Source organism: Bacteroidales bacterium (assembly GCA_035299085.1).
In the GTDB taxonomy this organism is placed as follows: domain Bacteria; phylum Bacteroidota; class Bacteroidia; order Bacteroidales; family UBA10428; genus UBA5072.
The window spans coordinates 1-18,762 of sequence record DATGXG010000049.1; the positions used below are offsets into that span (position 1 = coordinate 1).

At 47.1% G+C, this 18,762-nt stretch carries 18 protein-coding genes; 16 read left to right on the plus strand and 2 right to left on the minus strand.

From position 1 onward, the window contains the following. From nuoB to VK179_16850, 16 genes are all read left to right on the plus strand, one after another. Window positions 1-408: NADH-quinone oxidoreductase subunit NuoB (gene nuoB / locus VK179_16775; protein HLO60408.1), on the plus strand; the 408-nt coding region annotated here is incomplete at its 5' end. Between the two features lie 17 nt (window positions 409-425). Beyond that, a complete protein-coding gene (gene nuoC, locus VK179_16780; GenBank protein ID HLO60409.1) occupies window positions 426-2,174 on the plus strand; it encodes an NADH-quinone oxidoreductase subunit C/D in 1,749 nt (582 codons plus the stop codon). Window positions 2,175-2,202: 28 nt separating this feature from the next. Further along, a complete protein-coding gene (nuoE, locus tag VK179_16785; protein HLO60410.1) occupies window positions 2,203-2,667 on the plus strand; it encodes an NADH-quinone oxidoreductase subunit NuoE in 465 nt (154 codons plus the stop codon). A gap of 3 nt (window positions 2,668-2,670) precedes the next feature. Beyond that, window positions 2,671-3,945 carry an NADH-quinone oxidoreductase subunit NuoF gene (nuoF, locus tag VK179_16790; GenBank protein ID HLO60411.1) on the plus strand — a complete coding sequence of 425 codons (1,275 nt, stop codon included), beginning with the start codon at window positions 2,671-2,673 and terminating at the stop codon, window positions 3,943-3,945. Continuing rightward, window positions 3,920-6,658, plus strand: coding sequence for an NADH-quinone oxidoreductase subunit NuoG (gene nuoG, locus VK179_16795; protein ID HLO60412.1), 2,739 nt, complete (start codon window positions 3,920-3,922; stop codon window positions 6,656-6,658). The genes nuoF and nuoG overlap by 26 nt, the downstream gene beginning before the upstream one ends. 4 nt (window positions 6,659-6,662) lie before the next feature. After that, entirely contained in the window at window positions 6,663-7,604 is a 942-nt protein-coding gene (gene nuoH / locus VK179_16800) for an NADH-quinone oxidoreductase subunit NuoH (GenBank protein HLO60413.1), read from the plus strand. Window position 7,605: 1 nt separating this feature from the next. Further along, window positions 7,606-8,121 carry an NADH-quinone oxidoreductase subunit NuoI gene (gene nuoI, locus VK179_16805; protein HLO60414.1) on the plus strand — a complete coding sequence of 172 codons (516 nt, stop codon included), beginning with the start codon at window positions 7,606-7,608 and terminating at the stop codon, window positions 8,119-8,121. Window positions 8,122-8,124: 3 nt separating this feature from the next. After that, window positions 8,125-8,673: an NADH-quinone oxidoreductase subunit J gene (gene nuoJ / locus VK179_16810; GenBank protein HLO60415.1), complete on the plus strand. Its 549-nt coding sequence runs from the start codon at window positions 8,125-8,127 to the stop codon at window positions 8,671-8,673. Next, window positions 8,670-8,996, plus strand: a complete 327-nt coding sequence (nuoK, locus tag VK179_16815) for an NADH-quinone oxidoreductase subunit NuoK (GenBank protein ID HLO60416.1) — start codon at window positions 8,670-8,672, stop codon at window positions 8,994-8,996. Before nuoJ ends, nuoK begins: the two co-directional genes overlap by 4 nt. Before the next feature lie 2 nt (window positions 8,997-8,998). Continuing rightward, window positions 8,999-10,873: an NADH-quinone oxidoreductase subunit L gene (nuoL, locus tag VK179_16820; protein HLO60417.1), complete on the plus strand. Its 1,875-nt coding sequence runs from the start codon at window positions 8,999-9,001 to the stop codon at window positions 10,871-10,873. Next, window positions 10,777-12,369: an NADH-quinone oxidoreductase subunit M gene (locus VK179_16825; protein ID HLO60418.1), complete on the plus strand. Its 1,593-nt coding sequence runs from the start codon at window positions 10,777-10,779 to the stop codon at window positions 12,367-12,369. The genes nuoL and VK179_16825 overlap by 97 nt, the downstream gene beginning before the upstream one ends. Next, window positions 12,356-13,768 (plus strand): NADH-quinone oxidoreductase subunit N, encoded by a 1,413-nt coding sequence (locus VK179_16830; protein ID HLO60419.1) that lies wholly within the window; start codon window positions 12,356-12,358, stop codon window positions 13,766-13,768. Before VK179_16825 ends, VK179_16830 begins: the two co-directional genes overlap by 14 nt. Window positions 13,769-13,919: 151 nt before the next feature. Beyond that, window positions 13,920-15,239 (plus strand): cytochrome ubiquinol oxidase subunit I, encoded by a 1,320-nt coding sequence (locus tag VK179_16835; GenBank protein HLO60420.1) that lies wholly within the window; start codon window positions 13,920-13,922, stop codon window positions 15,237-15,239. Continuing rightward, the gene (locus VK179_16840; protein HLO60421.1) at window positions 15,232-16,230 is read left to right on the plus strand and encodes a cytochrome d ubiquinol oxidase subunit II; all 999 of its coding nucleotides are present in this window, start codon (window positions 15,232-15,234) and stop codon (window positions 16,228-16,230) included. The genes VK179_16835 and VK179_16840 overlap by 8 nt, the downstream gene beginning before the upstream one ends. A gap of 226 nt (window positions 16,231-16,456) precedes the next feature. Then, window positions 16,457-16,645 carry a ferredoxin gene (locus VK179_16845; GenBank protein ID HLO60422.1) on the plus strand — a complete coding sequence of 63 codons (189 nt, stop codon included), beginning with the start codon at window positions 16,457-16,459 and terminating at the stop codon, window positions 16,643-16,645. Then, complete coding sequence (locus tag VK179_16850; GenBank protein ID HLO60423.1) at window positions 16,638-16,946, plus strand: 4a-hydroxytetrahydrobiopterin dehydratase; 309 nt, start codon at window positions 16,638-16,640, stop codon at window positions 16,944-16,946. The genes VK179_16845 and VK179_16850 overlap by 8 nt, the downstream gene beginning before the upstream one ends. Before the next feature lie 2 nt (window positions 16,947-16,948). Here VK179_16850 and VK179_16855 read toward each other — a convergent pair whose 3' ends face one another. Together VK179_16855 and VK179_16860 are read right to left on the minus strand one after the other, a co-directional pair. Then, window positions 16,949-17,485: a superoxide dismutase family protein gene (locus VK179_16855; protein HLO60424.1), complete on the minus strand. Its 537-nt coding sequence runs from the start codon at window positions 17,483-17,485 to the stop codon at window positions 16,949-16,951. 237 nt (window positions 17,486-17,722) lie between these two features. After that, the gene (locus VK179_16860) at window positions 17,723-18,730 is read right to left on the minus strand and encodes a 2-hydroxyacid dehydrogenase (GenBank protein HLO60425.1); all 1,008 of its coding nucleotides are present in this window, start codon (window positions 18,728-18,730) and stop codon (window positions 17,723-17,725) included. Window positions 18,731-18,762 lie beyond the last annotated feature (32 nt).

Genomic DNA, 18,762 nt, shown 5'->3' on the forward strand with positions numbered 1-18,762 from the left:
ATCCGCGGTACTCCGCGTGAAGCCGATATGATGGTAATTGCCGGCACTGTCTTTATAAAAATGGCCCCGATCATTAAAAAGCTTCATGAACAAATGATGGCACCACGCTGGGTGATTTCAATGGGTTCCTGCGCCAACTCGGGTGGAATGTACGACATATACAGCGTTGTACAGGGAGTTGATAAATTCCTGCCGGTGGACGTTTATGTACCTGGCTGTCCGCCTCGACCCGACGCATTTCTTGAAGGACTGCTGCTGTTAAGGGATTCAATTGGCAAAGAACAACGGCCGTTAAGTTGGTTTATCGGTCCACAGGGCATCACAAAAGCTGACAAGGTCAGTTTCCGCGATCTCAAAAACGAAGACCGTATTAAAATGGGAAACATCAGGCCCATGAATGAATCCTGATCCTTAATGCCGGTATCATGAACAATGACCCTTCCCTGATATCAGAGATTATTGCAAAATTCGGAGATTCAGCCATCGTTGAGAACCAGGCTGCGGCTGACGGTACCCCCACTTTGTGGGTGAAGGATGACCATGTGAAAGAAGTGCTGCGGTACCTGAAAACAGGCGTTGCACAGCCATTCAACATGCTGTATGATCTTACTGCAACCGACGACCGTCGCAAGCGGAACCGGAATGAGGCTGAACGTGATTTCACAGTTGTATACCATCTCACATCCATCGGCCGAAACGAGGATGTACGCATTAAAACATCTCTCTCCGGCGAATACCCCTCTATTAAATCAATAACCGATATCTGGCCATCGGCGAACTGGTATGAGCGGGAAGTTTATGATATGTACGGAATCAGTTTCACCGGTCACCCCAACCTTCGGCGAATCCTGTTGCCTGCCACCTGGAACGGACATCCCCTGAGAAAAGAATATGCTGCCAGGGCAACCGAGTGGGGTCCCTATGTTTTGAATGATCAGATACGGCAGATATCCGATGCGGATTTAAAATTCAATCCCGCCGATTTCGGCCTTTCAACAGGAACTGAAGAATCGGATTACATGTTTCTTAATATCGGCCCGCAGCATCCCGGAACACACGGCTTGTTGCGATTGATCCTCCAGCTCGATGGTGAAGATATTGTTGAAGTGGTTCCCGATATTGGCTTCCATCACCGGGGTGCCGAAAAAATGGGCGAACGGCAGTCCTGGCACACCTTTATTCCATACACCGACAGGATCGATTACCTGGGTGGTGTGCTCAACAACATGGCCTACTTGCTGTCGGTTGAGAAAATTGCAGGCATTGAAGTGCCTGACAGGGCCAAATTCATCCGGATCATGATGAGCGAACTGTTCAGAATAGGCAGCCACCTTGTCTGGTTCGGCACCTATGCACAAGACCTTGGCCAGATGTCACCTGTATTCTACGCTTTCAACGACCGCGAAAGAATGTATGACATTGTGGGCGCAGTTACCGGAGGCCGCATGCATCCGTCGTGGTTCAGGATCGGCGGAGTTGCCCATGACCTGCCGGATGGATGGGAAAAGCTTGTCGGAGATTTCATCGAATACTTCCCTAAAAGAATCCGTGAATTTGAAAAGGAAACTATAAAGAACAGGATATTCAAGGCGCGTACAATAGGAATCGGAGCCTATACAGCCGAAGAAGCCATAGAATGGGGCGTTACAGGACCCGGATTGAGATCTACCGGAGTTTCATGGGATTACAGGAAGACCAGACCTTACTCCGGGTTCGAGAACTTTGATTTTGATGTGCCAATAGGCAAAAACGGCGACTGTTATGACCGTTCAACTGTAAGGATTGAAGAGATGAGGCAAAGCCTGCGGATTATTAAACAATGCCTGGATAACATGCCTTCCGGTTCTTACAAATCAGATCATCCGCTAACGACACCTCCCCTGAAAGACAAAACTATGAAAGATATTGAAACACTGATCACCCATTTTCTCGGGGTTACATGGGGGCCGGTAATTCCGCCCGGTGAAGCCATGATCCCCACGGAAGCCGCAAAAGGAAGCAACGCTTATTATCTTGTCAGTGACGGCAATACTTCATCGCACAGGACAAGGATCAGGACTCCGACCTTTGCCCATTTACAGATGCTTCCCCTGATCAGTAAAGGATATACGATTCCGGACCTGCTGTCGATCCTGGGCGCAATGGACATTGTGCTGGCCGACCTTGACCGGTAACCGATTGTTACAAATGAAATGTTAACCTATGCTAAGCCCTCACGAAAAAGAAGAAATACAAAAGGAAATAGCACTCTATCCCTATGCCCAGGCGGCCTGTATTGATGCGTTGAAAGTAGTACAGGAACACAGGGGATGGATATCTGATGAAGCTATCAGGGATGTGGCCGAAGAATTATCCATGTCGGTAACTGAAGTAGACAGCATTGCCACGTTTTATACACGTTTATACCGCAAACCCGTTGGCCGCAATGTAATTCTGATTTGCGACAGTGTCAGCTGCATGGTTATGGGCTATGAAACCGTTTATAAACGCATATCGGATATTCTTTCCATACGCTTCGGGGAAACCACACCTGACGGAAGGTTCACCCTGTTACCCATTTCCTGTCTCGGCGATTGTGACCATGCGCCTTCACTGATGATCAACAATGACCTGTACCACGATATAGCTCCTGAGCAGGTCCAAACTCTGCTTGACCGATACAAATAAGCTATGGAAAAGCCTTTGACAAAATACATACTGCCCGATAAGGATCCTCTGGATTTTGCAGCCTATTCAAAAGAAGGTGGCTATGCGGGGGTTGACAAGGCATTGAAGCAGATGGCTCCCGACGAAGTGACAAACCTGGTGAAAGATTCCACTTTACAGGGTCGCGGAGGCGCCGGATTCCCTACAGGAATGAAATGGAGCCTCACGCTTAAAAATCCGGGCGGATCAGGACTCAAGTACCTCATCACCAATGCCGATGAAATGGAACCGGGTGCCTTTAAAGACAGGTATCTGCTTGAAGGGAACCCTCACCAGCTCATCTCCGGTATGATCATAGCCGCCTATGCCATCCAGGCTCAGAAGGCTTACATTTTTCTCAGATGGGCTTACAAAAAGGCGGAAGTCATTCTCAAAAAGGCAATAGACGAAGCATACAAAGCAGGTTACCTCGGAAACAACATCCTGGGTACCGGTTACAGTCTCGATATGTACCTGCATTCAAGTGCCGGAAGGTACATCTGCGGTGAAGAAACCGCACTGATCAACTCACTTGAAGGAAAGCGCGGCCTTCCACGATCGAAACCACCGTTCCCGGGCACAAGCGGACTGTTTGGTCAGCCTACGGTGGTTAATAATGTGGAGACCCTTTCGTGGATTTCCCATATTGTTGAGAATGGCGCTGACTGGTTTAAGAAATTAAGCCTTACCGGCGAAGGAGGAACCAAAATTTACGGTGTAAGCGGAAGGGTGAAAAAGCCCGGCTTGTGGGAGCTTCCTATGGGCACACCATTGAGGGAAGTGCTGATGGATTATGCAGGCGGTATGCAGGATGGCTATGAGCTTAGGGGAATTATTCCCGGTGGCGGTTCAACCGATTTCATGACACCCGATCATCTTGATGTTCCCCTTGATTTCAAAGGAACTGTGAGTGCAGGCAGCAGGCTGGGAACCGGAACGATGATCATCCTGGATGATAAAACCTGCCCTGTCGCATTTATAAAAAATCTTATAAGCTTCTTTTCAGCTGAAAGCTGCGGATGGTGTACTCCGTGCCGCGAGGGACTGCCCTGGACCGACAAGATCCTGCAGGCCTTTGAAGAAGGAAGAGGTAAAATGGAATACCTCGATACCCTGTCATTTCATACCCGGTATATGGGCCCGGGAAACACATTCTGTGCCCATGCTCCCGGAGCTATGGAACCTTTGCAGAGCGGGCTGAAATATTTCCGCGACGATTTCATCAGGCATATACATGAAAAAAGTTGTCCCTGGAGGTAATGTAATGGTGAAAATTCAGATAGATAATCGAATATATGAGGTTGAAGAAGGAAAGAACCTTCTTGAAGCCTGTATTGCCCTGGGCATTGACCTTCCCTATTTCTGCTATCATCCTGCCATGGGATCGGTAGGCGCCTGCAGGCAATGTGCAGTGAAAAAGTACGCAAATGCCGACGACAAAAAAGGCAGGATCATTATGGCCTGCATGGAACCGGTGGCTGAAGGACTGAACATTTCGGTGAAGGATATACAGGCGGCTGATTTCAGGGCATCGGTGATTGAAGGGCTGATGACCAATCACCCTCATGATTGCCCTGTTTGCGACGAAGGAGGCGAATGTCATCTCCAGGATATGACTGTAATGACAGGCCACAATTACAGGCGTTTCGACTTCAAAAAAAGAACATACGTAAACCAGTACCTGGGTCCGTTCATTCATCATGAAATGAACCGGTGTATCCAATGCTACAGGTGCGTACGATTTTACAGGGATTATGCAGGAGGGAACGACCTGAATGTTTTCAGTTCGGCCAACCATGTGTATTTCGGCCGCGAAAAAGAGGGAATCCTCGAAAGTGAATTCAGTGGAAACCTTGTTGAGGTTTGTCCCACAGGGGTTTTTACAGATAAAACCCTTCAGAAGCATTACACCCGAAAATGGGATCTCACAAACACTCCTTCGGTTTGTGTACACTGCAGCCTCGGGTGCAACACCTTGCTCAGTGAAAGATACGGTACCGTGCGCCGAACAATGAGCCGGTATAATGGTGAAGTAAATAGCTACTTTTTATGCGACAGGGGCCGCTTTGGCTATGAATTCATCAACCACCCTGAAAGAATAAAACATGTACTTGCCAGGCAACAGGATGACAGCTTCAATGAGGCTAACTTTTCTTCAGTTGCCGGACGAATTCAAAAAGGCAAAATAATAGGGATCGGCTCACCCCGGGCATCCCTTGAATCAAATTTCGCCCTGATGAGGCTTACCGGAAAAGATAAATTTTTCCATGGTGTCAGTCAACGTGAATTCAACACCATCAAGAGAGCAATTGAAATGATGCAGCAGGATGGAGTGCACATTCCATCGCTGCGGGAAACTGAAAAGGCCGATGCCATTCTTATAGTTGGCGAAGACATTACCCAGACCGCGCCGGTTCTGGCATTGTCGATCAGGCAGGCAGTGAGGAACAAAGCGCTGGCTTATGCCGAAAGCATGAAAATTCCGGCATGGAATGACACCTCTGCCCGTGAAATCGGACAGGATGTACGAAGCCCTCTATATATCATCAACAGCCATACAACAAAACTGGAGGACATTGCCAAAAAGGCACTATATGTTAGCCCTGAGGAAATAAGCCGCACGGCATTTGCCTTAGCCAATGCAATCAATAAGTCGGCGCCGGAAGTAACTGATATTGCCGACAATATAAAGGAAATCACAAAGAATGTGGCTGCAGATCTGCTTGCCGCTGAAAGGCCGTTAATCATAGCCGGCACTGCCCGGGGAGATGAAAAGATTTCGGATGCAGTAGAAAATCTTGTGACTGCCCTTGTATCAGCCGGTAAAACGCCATGGGTGATGTACACTTTCAGCGAATGCAACAGCGTAGGTCTCGGAATGATGGAAGGCAGGAGTCTTTCGGATGCCTTTGACACCATGCAGAATGAACCCGGAAACACTGTTGTCATTCTTGAAAACGACCTGTTTAAAAAGGAAGAAGAAGAATCCGTTAAGAAGGCCTTTGCCGGTGCGGAGTTTGTGATTCTTATGGATCATTTTCTTCATTCCTCGGCTAAACTGGCTGATGCCATTCTGCCGGCCGCCACTTACGCCGAATCATCAGGCACTCTTGTAAATAACGAAGGAAGGGCTCAGCGATTTTACCCTGTTCTTCCCGATCATCATGAAGCGAAGGAAAGCTGGAAATGGCTGGATCAGCTAAAGCAAATCACTTCAAATGAAAGTGAAAAAATCATTCATTTCGACGACCTTGTTGAAACGATGACGCAGTATTACCCCGACTTTGTTCCTATCCGAAAGAGCCTGCCAAACTCGGCAATCCGGTACTTCAATGAAAAAATTGCACGACAGACACAACGATATAGCGGAAGAACTGCTATAACGGCCAATATAAGCGTGAGCGAACCTAAGCCACCGGAGGATGATGATTCGCCGTTGAAATTCAGCATGGAAGGCTTCATGGGTGTGCCGCCTGCAAATCTGACCCCTTATTACTGGTGGCCGGGATGGAATTCGCCACAGGCAATAAACAAATACCTTGATGAACCAAACGGTTCCAACAGGAATTTCGATCCGGGTATCCGGCTGATCGAAGGCAACGCATCACAGCGAATCGTATACAAAACGGATGTTCCGAAAAAGAATTCTCCTGAAAAAGGAACCCTGCAATTGTTTGCGGTGGCTGCGATTTTTGGTTCCGAAGAGTTGAGTGCCCGCGGAGTGGCAATATCCAGCCGCATCCCGGAACCATTTATCCTGATCAGTTCAAAACAAAAGGATACGGCCGGAATACAGGATGACACTTCTGTGCAGGTGACCCTTAATAATACAATCCTTACATTAAAAGTTAAAACCGATGATTCCATGCCTGAAGGTGCCGCCGGAATTTCATGGCCATTGCCGGGTTTACCGTTTCTGAACCTGCCGGCAACAGGAAAAATAATAACGGGTAATTCAAACAATACAAAATGACGGTATGAATTATATATTCATCATAATCGGTGTGTTGATGATTGCTCTTAACCTGGCGGCCGGACTGATCTGGGTAGAGCGAAGGCTGCTGGCATTGTTCCAGGACCGTTACGGCCCCAACCGTGTAGGTCCGTTAGGATTGCTGCAGGTTGTAGCTGATGTGATCAAGATCTTTTTCAAGGAAGACTGGATCCCTCCGTTTGCCGACAAGGCTGTTTTTATAATAGCCCCGGGAATCCTCATTGCCACGATCCTGCTTACATTTGCGGTCATCCCCTTCACCGGCAGTTTTTATATTCTTGATTCAAACATTGCCATCCTTTTCTTCCTGGGAAATTCATCGCTTGGTGTTTACAGCATCGTGCTGGGCGGCTGGGCTTCGAATAACAAATATTCGCTTCTCGGCTCAATCCGTGCTTCGGCCCAGATGCTAACGTATGAAGTTTTTATGGGACTGTCACTCGTTGGCGTGATCATGATGGCCGATAGTTTCAACCTGCGCCAGATTGTGGAAGCCCAGAAAAACGGGTGGTTCATCATACCGCAGTTCGTCAGTTTTGTAATCTTTTTCATAGCGGGAATCGCAGAAACCCACCGGACGCCTTTCGATATACCTGAAGCGGAAGGAGAGCTCGTTGCAGGTTATCATTCAGAATACTCGGGAATGAAATTCGGTATGTTTTTCGTGGGTGAATACCTGGGCGTAACACTCATTTCAACCCTGATCACCACGCTGTTTTTCGGCGGCTGGCTTGGCCCGGCATTCCTTCCTCCGGCATTCTGGTTTTTCCTCAAAACAGGTTTCTTTATTTTCCTTTTCATACTCATCAGGGCGTCACTGCCCCGACCCAGGTATGACCAGCTGATGGAGCTGGGATGGAAAATACTGTTACCGCTTGTTTTGTTAAATATTCTCATTACAGGTGCAATCTTGTTAATCCGATAGTATGATCAGTATTTTAAGAAGCATATGGTATACATTCCTGCATGCGTTTCACAAACGTGAAACAGTGGGATATCCTGAGAACAAGCCTTATCTGCCTCCGCGATACCGCGGACGTATTGTGCTCACCCGTGATCCGGACGGAAAAGAACGGTGTGTAGCCTGTAACTTATGTGCGGCGGCATGCCCTGTCGACTGCATAGCGCTTCAGGCAACTGAGGACAAGGACGGCCGTCGATACCCCGAGTTTTTCAGGATCAATTTTTCAAGGTGCATATTCTGCGGTTTCTGCGAAGAAGCCTGTCCCACCTATGCCATCCAGCTAACTCCTGACTTTGAGATGAGTGAGTACGACAGGCAGAACCTGGTGTATGAAAAGGAGAATCTGCTGATCGACGGCCAGGGAAAATATCACGGCTACAATTATTACAGGGTGGCAGGTGTGGATATGGGAGTGAAGAAAAAAGGACAGGGCGACGAGGAAGATCCGCCGGTTGATATTAAAAGCCTAATTCATTAATATATGAATGCCATTTTTTTCATTGCTGCTGCTGTCGCTATTATTTCATCGCTGTTGGCCATTTCAAACAAGAATGCCATTCATGCCCTGCTGTTCCTGATTTTGTCGCTGCTGGCCATTTCAATCATATTTTACATCACCGGCTCGCCCTTTATTGCAGCGCTTGAAGTGATCGTGTATGCAGGCGCGATCATGGTTCTTTTCATTTTTGTTGTGATGATGCTGAATGTAGGCAGTGAAAAGCAACAGGAAAGCAGGTGGCTTTCGCCCCGGATATGGGTAATGCCGGCTATCCTTGCCGTGATCCTGTTTGCAACTTTCATGTACGCCCTCAGTTCAATGAAGCCTATCCAGCGCGAAGTACAGGTAATCGGCCCCAAACAGGTGGGAGTCACCCTGTTCACCACCTACCTGATTGCAGTTGAAATTTCAGCCATCATGCTGCTGGCCGGAATTGTGGGGGCATACCATTTGGGAAGAAGGAAAAAATCGGTTGTTCACCGGTTCCTGAAAAAAGAAGAAAAAAGGGTTTTAACCAATATACCATCATGATATCCATTCCTCTCGAAATACAGCTGATGTTTGCCGGCATGCTGTTCCTGATCGGGCTTACAGGCCTGCTTGTACGACGCAATGTCATATTCATGCTCATGTCGATTGAAATCATGCTCAACAGCGCAGGACTGGCATTTGTAATGGCCGGAACACACTGGATGAAAACGGACGGCCAGGCGATGTTTATATTCATCCTGACGGTATCTGCTGCAGAGGTGTCTGTTGGGTTAGCCCTGATCCTGCAGGCATTTCATCATTATAAAACACTTGATGCCGATGCCATGAGTAAACTGAAAGATAAGAAAACGATACAATTATAGTTATGGAACAACTCATTCCCTGGATACCTGCTTTGCCGCTGGCCGGATTTCTGATCATGGCGCTGTTTTCAGGGGCGCTGAGCAATAAGTTGGTTTCATGGATTGCAACCGGTACGGTAAGTGTTTCAGCACTTTTCACGGTTATCGGCGGAATTGATTTTTTGAATCATGCAGAACCGGGAAGTTCGATTACCGTTCACCTTTTTAAATGGATTGACACCGGGGAATTTAATGCTGACTTTGCATTCCGAATAGATACACTTACGCTTGTCTTTTGTTTTGTGATCACCTTTGTGGGAGCCCTGATTCACCTGTATTCCATTGAATTCATGAAAGGCGACGAAGGATTCAAGCGGTTTTTCATTTACCTCAACCTGTTTGTGGCATCCATGCTGATCCTTGTGCTTGCCGATAACCTGCTTCTGCTGTATATGGGATGGGAAGGTGTAGGCCTCTGCAGCTACCTGCTAATAGGATTCTGGTACAAGGATCCGGCCAACGGATACGCCGCCCGCAAGGCATTTATTGTAACCCGTATCGGTGACACATTCATGATTGTCGGATTGTTCCTGCTCTTCGTAAGCTTTAATACCCTGAATATTGATTCCGCAATGCAACAGGCATCCGCCAAATGGGGTACCGGTTCAGGACTTGCAACGGTTGCCGCGTTGTTGTTACTTGGAGGGGCGGTTGGTAAATCGGCCCAGATACCGATGCAGACCTGGCTGCCCGATGCCATGGCAGGACCTTCACCGGTGAGCGCTTTAATACATGCCGCCACCATGGTTACTGCCGGTGTATACCTGATTGCCCGTATGCATGTGTTGTTCAGCCTGGCTCCTGCAGTGCAAACCTTAGTTGCAGTTATTGGTGCGGTGACTCTGCTTGTGGCAGGATTCAGCGCCTTTTCACAACACGATTTAAAAAGAGTACTCGCCTACTCCACCATTAGTCAGATTGGCTATATGTTTCTTGCACTGGGCGTCGGAGCATGGTCGGCCGCCATTTTTCATTTTATGGTGCATGCCTTTTTCAAGGCCCTGCTCTTCCTTGCTGCAGGCGCAGTGATCCTGCTGTTGCATGAAGAACACGATATGTATAAAATGGGAGGCCTCAGGAAAAGACTTCCCGTGATTTTCTGGACATTTCTTGCCGGCGGTGCCTCACTTGCCGCCTTGCCGCTCATAACGGCAGGATTTTACAGCAAGGATCAGATCTTATGGCTTGCCTGGGCATCCGATAAAGGAAGTCCGTGGCTCTGGCTGGCCGGAATCGTCGGCGCTTTTATAACGGCATTATATACTTTCAGAATGATATTTCTGACTTTTTACGGTGATGTAAAAACAGAACCAAAACATGCACCGGGGGCTCTCATGACTATACCACTTGTTATTTTAGCCATTTTATCGTTAGTAGCCGGATTTATCGAGTTTCCTGAAAACCTGCTCCCGGTGCATCTTTTCTCTTCTCTTACCGAAAAATCACTTCCCGTATTAACGGCAGAATCCACAACGCCCGAATGGGTGTTCCAGCTTATATCAGCTGTTACAGCTATGACAGGCCTGCTCCTTGCCTGGCGTTTGTTTAACCGTCCTTCACAATTTGACAGGGTATACCAGCATAGCGCACCAGGCAGGTTTTTCTATTCAGGATGGGGATTCGACAGGTTATACCATGGACTGATTGTTCAACCGGTCGTTTGGCTTTCAGAAGTTGACGTGAAAGATTTCGTCGACCGTATTTACACATTCATTGCCGCCATACCGTTAGCGGTTAATACATGGCTTTCCCCATCGCAAAATGGCAGGGTACGCTGGTATGTGATGGGACTGAGTGCTGGACTGGCAGTATTGCTGATTATAATGATACTATTATGATACTTGTATACCTGATCGTGGTTTTAATGGTGGCCGGAATCCTGGCCTGGCTCACAGGCCGGAGAAGCCCGGTTACCGCCCGTGTGATTTCACTTGCAGCGGTATTTATTGATTTGCTGCTCACCGTCAGTCTGATCGGGAAGACCCACGATACTGGCGGTATGTGGATGATCGAATTCAAGACCACATGGATACCGCTGTTTGGTATTGAAATGCACCTGGCACTCGACGGAATAAGCCTGCTTATGCTCCTTTTGACCTTCTTCATCGGCCTCCTTGCCGTGCTCGTTTCGTGGAAGGAGATCACAAAAAACCCGGGATTTTATCATTTCAACCTGATGTTTATCTTGTCCGGTATTACAGGAGTCTTCCTCTCCATGGACCTGTTCCTGTTTTATTTCTTCTGGGAAGTGATGCTGATTCCTATGTATTTCCTGATTGCCATGTGGGGCCATGAGAACAGGGTGTATGCATCATACAAGTTCTTCATATTTACACAGGCCAGCGGTTTGCTGATGTTCCTTGCCATTGTGGGCTTATACCTGTTACATGGAACTCAGACGGGCGTGTATACATTCAATTACCAGAATCTTATCGGTACACAACTGCGGCCCGCCATGGAAATGCTGCTTATGTGCGGGTTCCTGGCTGCCTTTATGGTTAAATTACCCGCTTTCCCGTTCCATAGTTGGCTTCCCGATGCCCATACCGAGGCTCCGACAGCAGGCAGCCTGATCCTGGCCGCACTTATGCTTAAAACCGGTGCTTATGGTTTAATCCGGTTTATCATTCCTCTTTTTCCCAATGCGGCTGAGCGTTTTGCTCCCATTGGTATGATACTGGGAATAGCAGGAATATTATATGGCGCCAAACTGGCTTTTTCGCAGACCGATCTGAAAAGAATGGTAGCCTACAGCAGCGTTAACCACATGGGTTTTATAATGCTCGGTGTGTTTGCCCTCAACCAGCTTGCCTGGCAGGGAGTGGTCATGCAGATGATAGCCCACGGGATCAGCACCGGGGCGCTGTTTATCATTGCAGGACAACTATCCGAACGCCTTCATACACGTGATCTGGCAAAAATGGGTGGTTTATGGGAAGAAATGCCGGTCATGGGCGGCATGGGACTGATTTTTGTAATGGCATCCCTGGGATTACCGGGACTTGGCAATTTCATTGCTGAATTTCTGACCCTTACGGGTACATTCAAAGCAAACATGCTTTTCGCCTGCCTTGCAAGTGTTGGGCTCATTGCGGCAACCTTGTATTCAATCCGGATTATGCAGAAAGTGTTTTATGGCGAAAAACATGCAACAACACATGCAAAAGATCTTTCAATCCGTGAAATGGTTATCCTGGGTTCACTCACTGTTATCATATTTTTCCTGGGTCTTTTTCCACGGCCTGCCATTGAAATGTCAAAGCCTTCAGTTGCACGAACCCTTCAGATTGAGCAAACTCAGCAAGCAAATATAAATGAGTATGACGGCAAATGATTTTCTCTATCTGTCACCCATGATCATCCTGGCCATTGCGCCGGTAATGATCATGATGGCGCTGGCAGTGTCACGCAACTTCAACATTATTTTCGGCTTCTCTATCCTGATGCTGGTGGCCGCATTCGTCACCCTCTTTTTTTTACCTTCTGACCAGCATGAATTGCTTCCTTTGCTTGTGATTGATCATTTGAGCATAGTTTTCCTTGGTATTGTAATCTGCGCCACCATTGTGGTTGCCATGCTCACGTACATGTATTTCAAGCAGCACGGGGGTGAAAAGGAAGAATATATGATCATCCTTTTTGTTGCCGCAGTGGGCGCATCGGTACTGGTTACCGCCGTTCATTTCGTCACGTTTTTCCTTGGTCTTGAAACCCTGAGCATTTCTTTATACATCCTGATTGCCTATATCAGATACAGGGATTATTCGGTTGAGGCAGGAGTCAAATTTCTTATAATAGCCTCGGTTGCCACGGCATTCCTATTGTTCGGCATGGCCCTTATTTTTGCAGTGACAGGCAGCATGACCTTCCGTGAAGTAGCTTCTTTCATTGCCATATCGGGGGTTTCACCGCTGATGCTTATAGGCATCGGCATGATGCTGGCCGGAATTGGCTTTAAGATGGCACTGGTTCCGTTTCACATGTGGGCGCCCGATATCTACCAGGGAGCTCCCGCGCCGGTGACCGCATTCATTGCTTCTGTGTCAAAAGGTGCCATCATGGCTGTTGCCCTTCGGTTTCTGACCATGATCCATGCTTTTGAAAACAAAACACTTGTCGCCGTCATTACAGTGATAGCCGTACTTTCGATGTTCTTCGGGAATATCCTGGCGTTAAGGCAGACAAACATTAAAAGACTGCTGGCCTATTCATCCATTGCCCAGATGGGTTATTTATTCATGATGGTGATAACCGGCACAGAACAGGGCATTCAAGCCGCTGTTTTCTTCATTATTTCATACCTGGTTACCATTCTTACCGCATTCGGGATTATTTCCCTGGTTTCATCACACAACTGCGATGCGGAAAATATAGATGATTTTAAAGGACTTTTTTTCACGAATCCGTGGATGGCCATCGTGATGTCGCTTGCCATGTTTTCCCTTGCGGGAATTCCATTGACCGCCGGGTTCATAGCCAAATTTTACATTGTACTCGAAGGTGCCCGCTCAGGGCTCTGGCTCCTTACATTCAGCCTCATCATTGCCACGGTGATCAGTATTTTTTATTACCTGAGAGTAATCCGGGCTATGTTCTCCAAATCAGATAACATTCCTTTCGAGCCGGTTCCTGCGATGGGTAAGCTCATCCTGTTCATCATGGCCGTCGCCATAGTGCTGATCGGTATTCTGCCCGCATTTCTGGCAAGGTTCCTGAATAACTATATAAGTTAATGTGCTAATGTGCTAATATGCTAATGTGCTAATCATTGGCATATTGGCACATTGGCACATTGGCATATTAGCACATTGGCACATTAAATCTGGTGAACAATCAGGCCTTTAAGACACTTAATATATTGTTAAACCTAAAATTTAATACATAATGGATGTTTTACTGGCTGCCCGTTACCAGATGGCAGTGTCTTTCATTTTTCATATAGTATTTGCCTGCATTGGCATAGCAATGCCCTGGCTGATGTTCATAGCGGAATATAAATGGATCAGGACAGGTAAAAAAGAGTATCTAACCTTGTCAAAGGCATGGTCGAGAGGGGTGGCCATTTTTTTTGCCGTGGGGGCTGTATCAGGGACAGTGCTTTCATTTGAGCTGGGACTTTTATGGCCGAAGTTCATGGAGCATGCCGGGCCCATAATCGGGATGCCATTTTCATGGGAAGGCACTGCATTTTTCCTTGAGGCCATTGCACTCGGGATTTTTCTCTATGGATGGAACAGGGTGAACAAATGGGTTCACCTGGCATCAGGTGTTACGGTGGGCATTGCCGGTGTAATATCAGGCATATTCGTAATTTCAGCCAATTCCTGGATGAATTCTCCCGCCGGATTCGAGTGGGTGAACGGCAAAGCCATTAATATAGACCCCTTCAAAGCCATGTTTAACAAAGGATGGTTTGAACAGGCACTACATATGACTCTTGCCGCTTTTGCATCAACCTGTTTTGCCGTTGCGGGAATCCATGCTTACCTGCACCTGAAACACAAAGACAACCCGGTTCATCGCATAGCCCTCCGGATTGCGCTGTCGGTTGGCTCAGTTGCCGCCATTCTTCAGCCTTTTAGCGGTGACATTTCGGCAAAACATGTGGCCAAATACCAGCCTGCCAAGCTGGCAGCGATGGAATCACTATTCAAAACCACAACCGGGGCTCCGCTAACAGTGGGAGGAATTCCGGATACTGCCGCCCGGGAGGTAAATTATGCGATACATCTCCCAAAGCTACTAAGTTTCCTGGCTCATGGCAATTTCAATGCAAAGGTAACAGGACTTGACCAAATTGAAAGAAAGAACTGGCCTCCGGTGTCCATTGTGCACTACGGCTTTCAGATCATGGTGCTTATGGGTATCCTTATGGCCGCAACAGGAGCCCTCCATCTATTTTTCACTTTTACCCGCAGATACCGCGACAGGCGATGGTGGTTCAGATGGCTTGCCCTACTCACACCGGCCGGGTTTATTGCCGTGGAAGCCGGATGGATAGTGACCGAAGTAGGCCGGCAACCATGGATTATATATGGAATACTGCGAACAAGTGAATCGGTGACTCCTATGCCGGGCATTCAATACTCATTTTACCTTGTCACCCTTATTTACATCGGACTTTCAGCCATTGTGTTCTGGCTGATGAGCCGGCAGATACAGGCACTTCAATCAGGTAACGATAATCTCTACGAACATGACTGAAGCCATTGTTGCCATACTGGGTATTTCACTACTCCTTTATGTATTGTTAGGGGGTGCCGACTTCGGAGCAGGAATCGTCGAAATGATAGTGGGTAAAAAAAGTTCGCGCATCGTATCAAAAGCCATCGCGCCGGTTTGGGAAGCCAATCACATCTGGCTCATCCTGGCCGTAGTCATCCTGTTCAACGGTTTTCCGCTGGCCTACACAACCATCACCACCTACCTGCACATCCCGTTATTACTGGCTTTGATAGGGATTATTATAAGGGGAGCAGCATTTTCATTCAGGTATTATGATGTACTGGAAGGAAATGTTCAGAATTATTATTCCTGGTCATTCAGGCTGTCCAGCCTGATGACGCCGTTCTTCCTCGGCATGGTGCTTGGAGCGGTTATTCTTGGACGAATTCCTGTAAATCCTTCCGGAAGTTTCATTGATATTTTTATATCTCCGTGGCTCAACGGTTTTGCCATTTCAACCGGAGTTTTCATGATCCTGCTTTTCGGATGGATTGCGTCGGTTTATCTTATCGGGGAATCTGATGAGGAATCATTTCCCGTATTCAGGCGAACATCACTGATACTGTTTATTGCGCTTATACTATGTGGTGGTGTGGTGTTTCTGATGGCACGTCGCTGGGGAGTGCACCTGTTCTCCGGTTTTCTTCATTCTGCGATCAGTATATCCTGTGTTGTCCTGGCCACCTTGCTGGTTCCCGTCATGTGGATCAGCATTAACCGCAAAAAAGCGCTTCTGACAAGGATTGTTGCCGGTGCAACAACAGCATGTATACTGGTCGGCTGGTTTGCCGTTCAATTCCCCGTGCTTGTAAACCGCAGGAACGGTGAACACCTGACGGTTTGGAATACACAGGCCCCTGCCGTAACTATGTACTACCTCCTTGCCGCACTCATTGTAGGCATTTTCATTATCTTCCCCGCCTTCGGGTATTTGTTCAGGATATTTAAGTTCAGCAGGGAATCAACCTGACAGCGTCCGAAGGACCTGTAAGCGTTGATTCCGGAATTTCTTAAATCAAAAATCGGTGTTCGGTGTTCGGTGTTTTTACGTTCTGCCTGCTCGGGCAGATTGCTTCGTCGCTTGATAAATCCTGATATAATCAATAATTAATCAAGCTCCTCGCAATGACGTGCTTTTGGCAGTATCCAGCCACAACCATTCCCCCCTCCCATTGTTATACATAAAAACCAAAACCATGGCAATTAGCAAAGTATGGATCATTGAGGGTTGCATTTCGTGCGGACTATGTTCAGAAATCTGCCCGGATGTGTTTGAGCTTGAAGATGTGGCGGTAGTAAGGGAAGGAGCCGACTATAACGCTAATGAAAATTTGGTAATTGAGTCGGCAGACAGCTGCCCTGTTGAAGTAATCAAGTATGAGTAATAAAACTAAAGTAATGAATGAAAATGAAGTCTCCAGTTACCTGGGACTTCATTTAAAGAAATGGACCTTAGAGCAGTCAACCATCCACCGTGAGTTCAAATTCAGGAATTTCACGGATGCCTTTTCATTCATGACCGCTGTGGCACTCGAAGCCGAGAAAATGAACCATCACCCCGAATGGACAAATGTTTACAATAAAGTAAGTGTTATACTGAGCACCCATGAACCACAGGGTTTGACCATGCTTGACATGGATCTGGCCATGAAGATGGACAGTCTTTATTCGAGATTTGACGGCTGAAATTAACTTTCTGCTTCAATGATTCCGCAGGCAATCCGTCCTCCGGCATTTCCTGTAGGCTGTGTTTTTAAATCGTCTTCATTGGCATGCAGGATCATCGACTTACCTACAATTGAAGTCTCTCCTTCCATTTTCATTGTTTTGTCAACATAATCCAGGTGGCCGTGTCCTGTTTCATCAGCTTCAATATTGCCCATATCGCCTGCATGACGGTTCATATCGGTAGGCGCACCATGATTGTGTTTCTCGGGATTAAAATGTCCTCCTGCTGATGTGGCATCGGGTGCACTGCAATCTCCGAATTCGTGGATATGAAATCCATGTTTTCCTTTTGAAAGTCCCTGGATATCGGCTACAACCCTGACTCCGTCGGCAACCTTTGTAAATGTCACTGTACCGCTTACCTTGTTCCCCTGTGTGGGATTCAGCACACACACTGCTTTTTTTACAGCTTTGTTACCTGATGTTCCCTGAGCAAGCGCGTGCCCAATGTTCAAAACGAACAGCATAACAGTAAATAAAATAAAATGTCTTTTCATGATTTTTCGATTAAGATTAACTGAAAAACAAATGGATGAAGGGTTAGTTCAATTTGTTGAATTTTTCAAGGATTAACAATAAACGGATTCAGGTCTCCGGCATCCAGCATCTCTCTAATCATCGCATTGCCTGTGCTGGCAGATTGCTTCGTCGCATCACTAATTACTATAATCATAGATAATCACGCTCCTCGCAATGACGCGCTATTCCTCTCCCTACTCCCTACTCTCTACTCCTTACTTTATTACTTCCATCCTCACCTCGTTTCCCCTGTTCACCTTTCCCTCCTCAAAATCAGTCATGTTTTGAAGCGTGGTGGCTGCGATCTGTTTCAGGGCATTCTCGGTAAAGTAAGCCTGGTGTGCGGTTACAAGAACATTCGGAAAGGCCATGAGGCGGGATATTTTATCATCGGGGATTATAATTTCAGAAAGGTCTTTAAAGAAAAGGTTTTCTTCCTGTTCATACACATCAATTCCCAGGTAGCCAAGCCGTCCGGCCCGCAGCGCATCAATAACGGCTTCCGTGTCAACAAGCTTTCCCCTGCTTGTATTGATCAGCATGGCACCCTTTTTCATGAGTTTCAGGTTATGCCTGTTGATGATCTGAAACGTTTCAGGAGTAAGGGGGCAGTGCAATGAGATGATATCCGAAATTCTAAACACTTCTTCAAGCGGAAGATACTGAACTCCTGCTGATAGTAATTCCGTATTAGGGTACAGGTCATAAGCCACCACCCTGCAACCAAAACCCTGCATGATTCGGGCAAAAGTCGCTCCTATCTTACCTGTACCAATGACCCCGGTCGTTCTACCGGCTATATCAAACCCCGCAAGTCTTTCTATTGAAAAATTGCCTTCGCGTACCCGGTTATAGGCTTTGTGGGTTTTCCGGTTCAGCGCCATGATCAGCGCCACGGCATGTTCAGCCACGGCATGGGGTGAGTAAGCCGGAACACGCACCACCGAGATATTATGTCTGAAGGCACTTTCAATATCCACATTGTTAAAACCGGCACAGCGAAGAACAATAAGCCTGATATTCATTTTTGCGAGTGCCTCAATGACTTCCTTTGTAAGCTGATCATTAACAAAAACACAAACGGCATCGAAACCCTCGGCCAGCTTAACGGTTTTGACATTCAGTGAGGATTCATAATATACAAGCTCATGCCTGTGATCTTCATTGGCATGATCGAGATATTCCTTGTCGTAAACCTTTGTACTGAAAACTGAAACTTTCATAGTATAAGATTGTATGTCGGTTTGTTAAACAA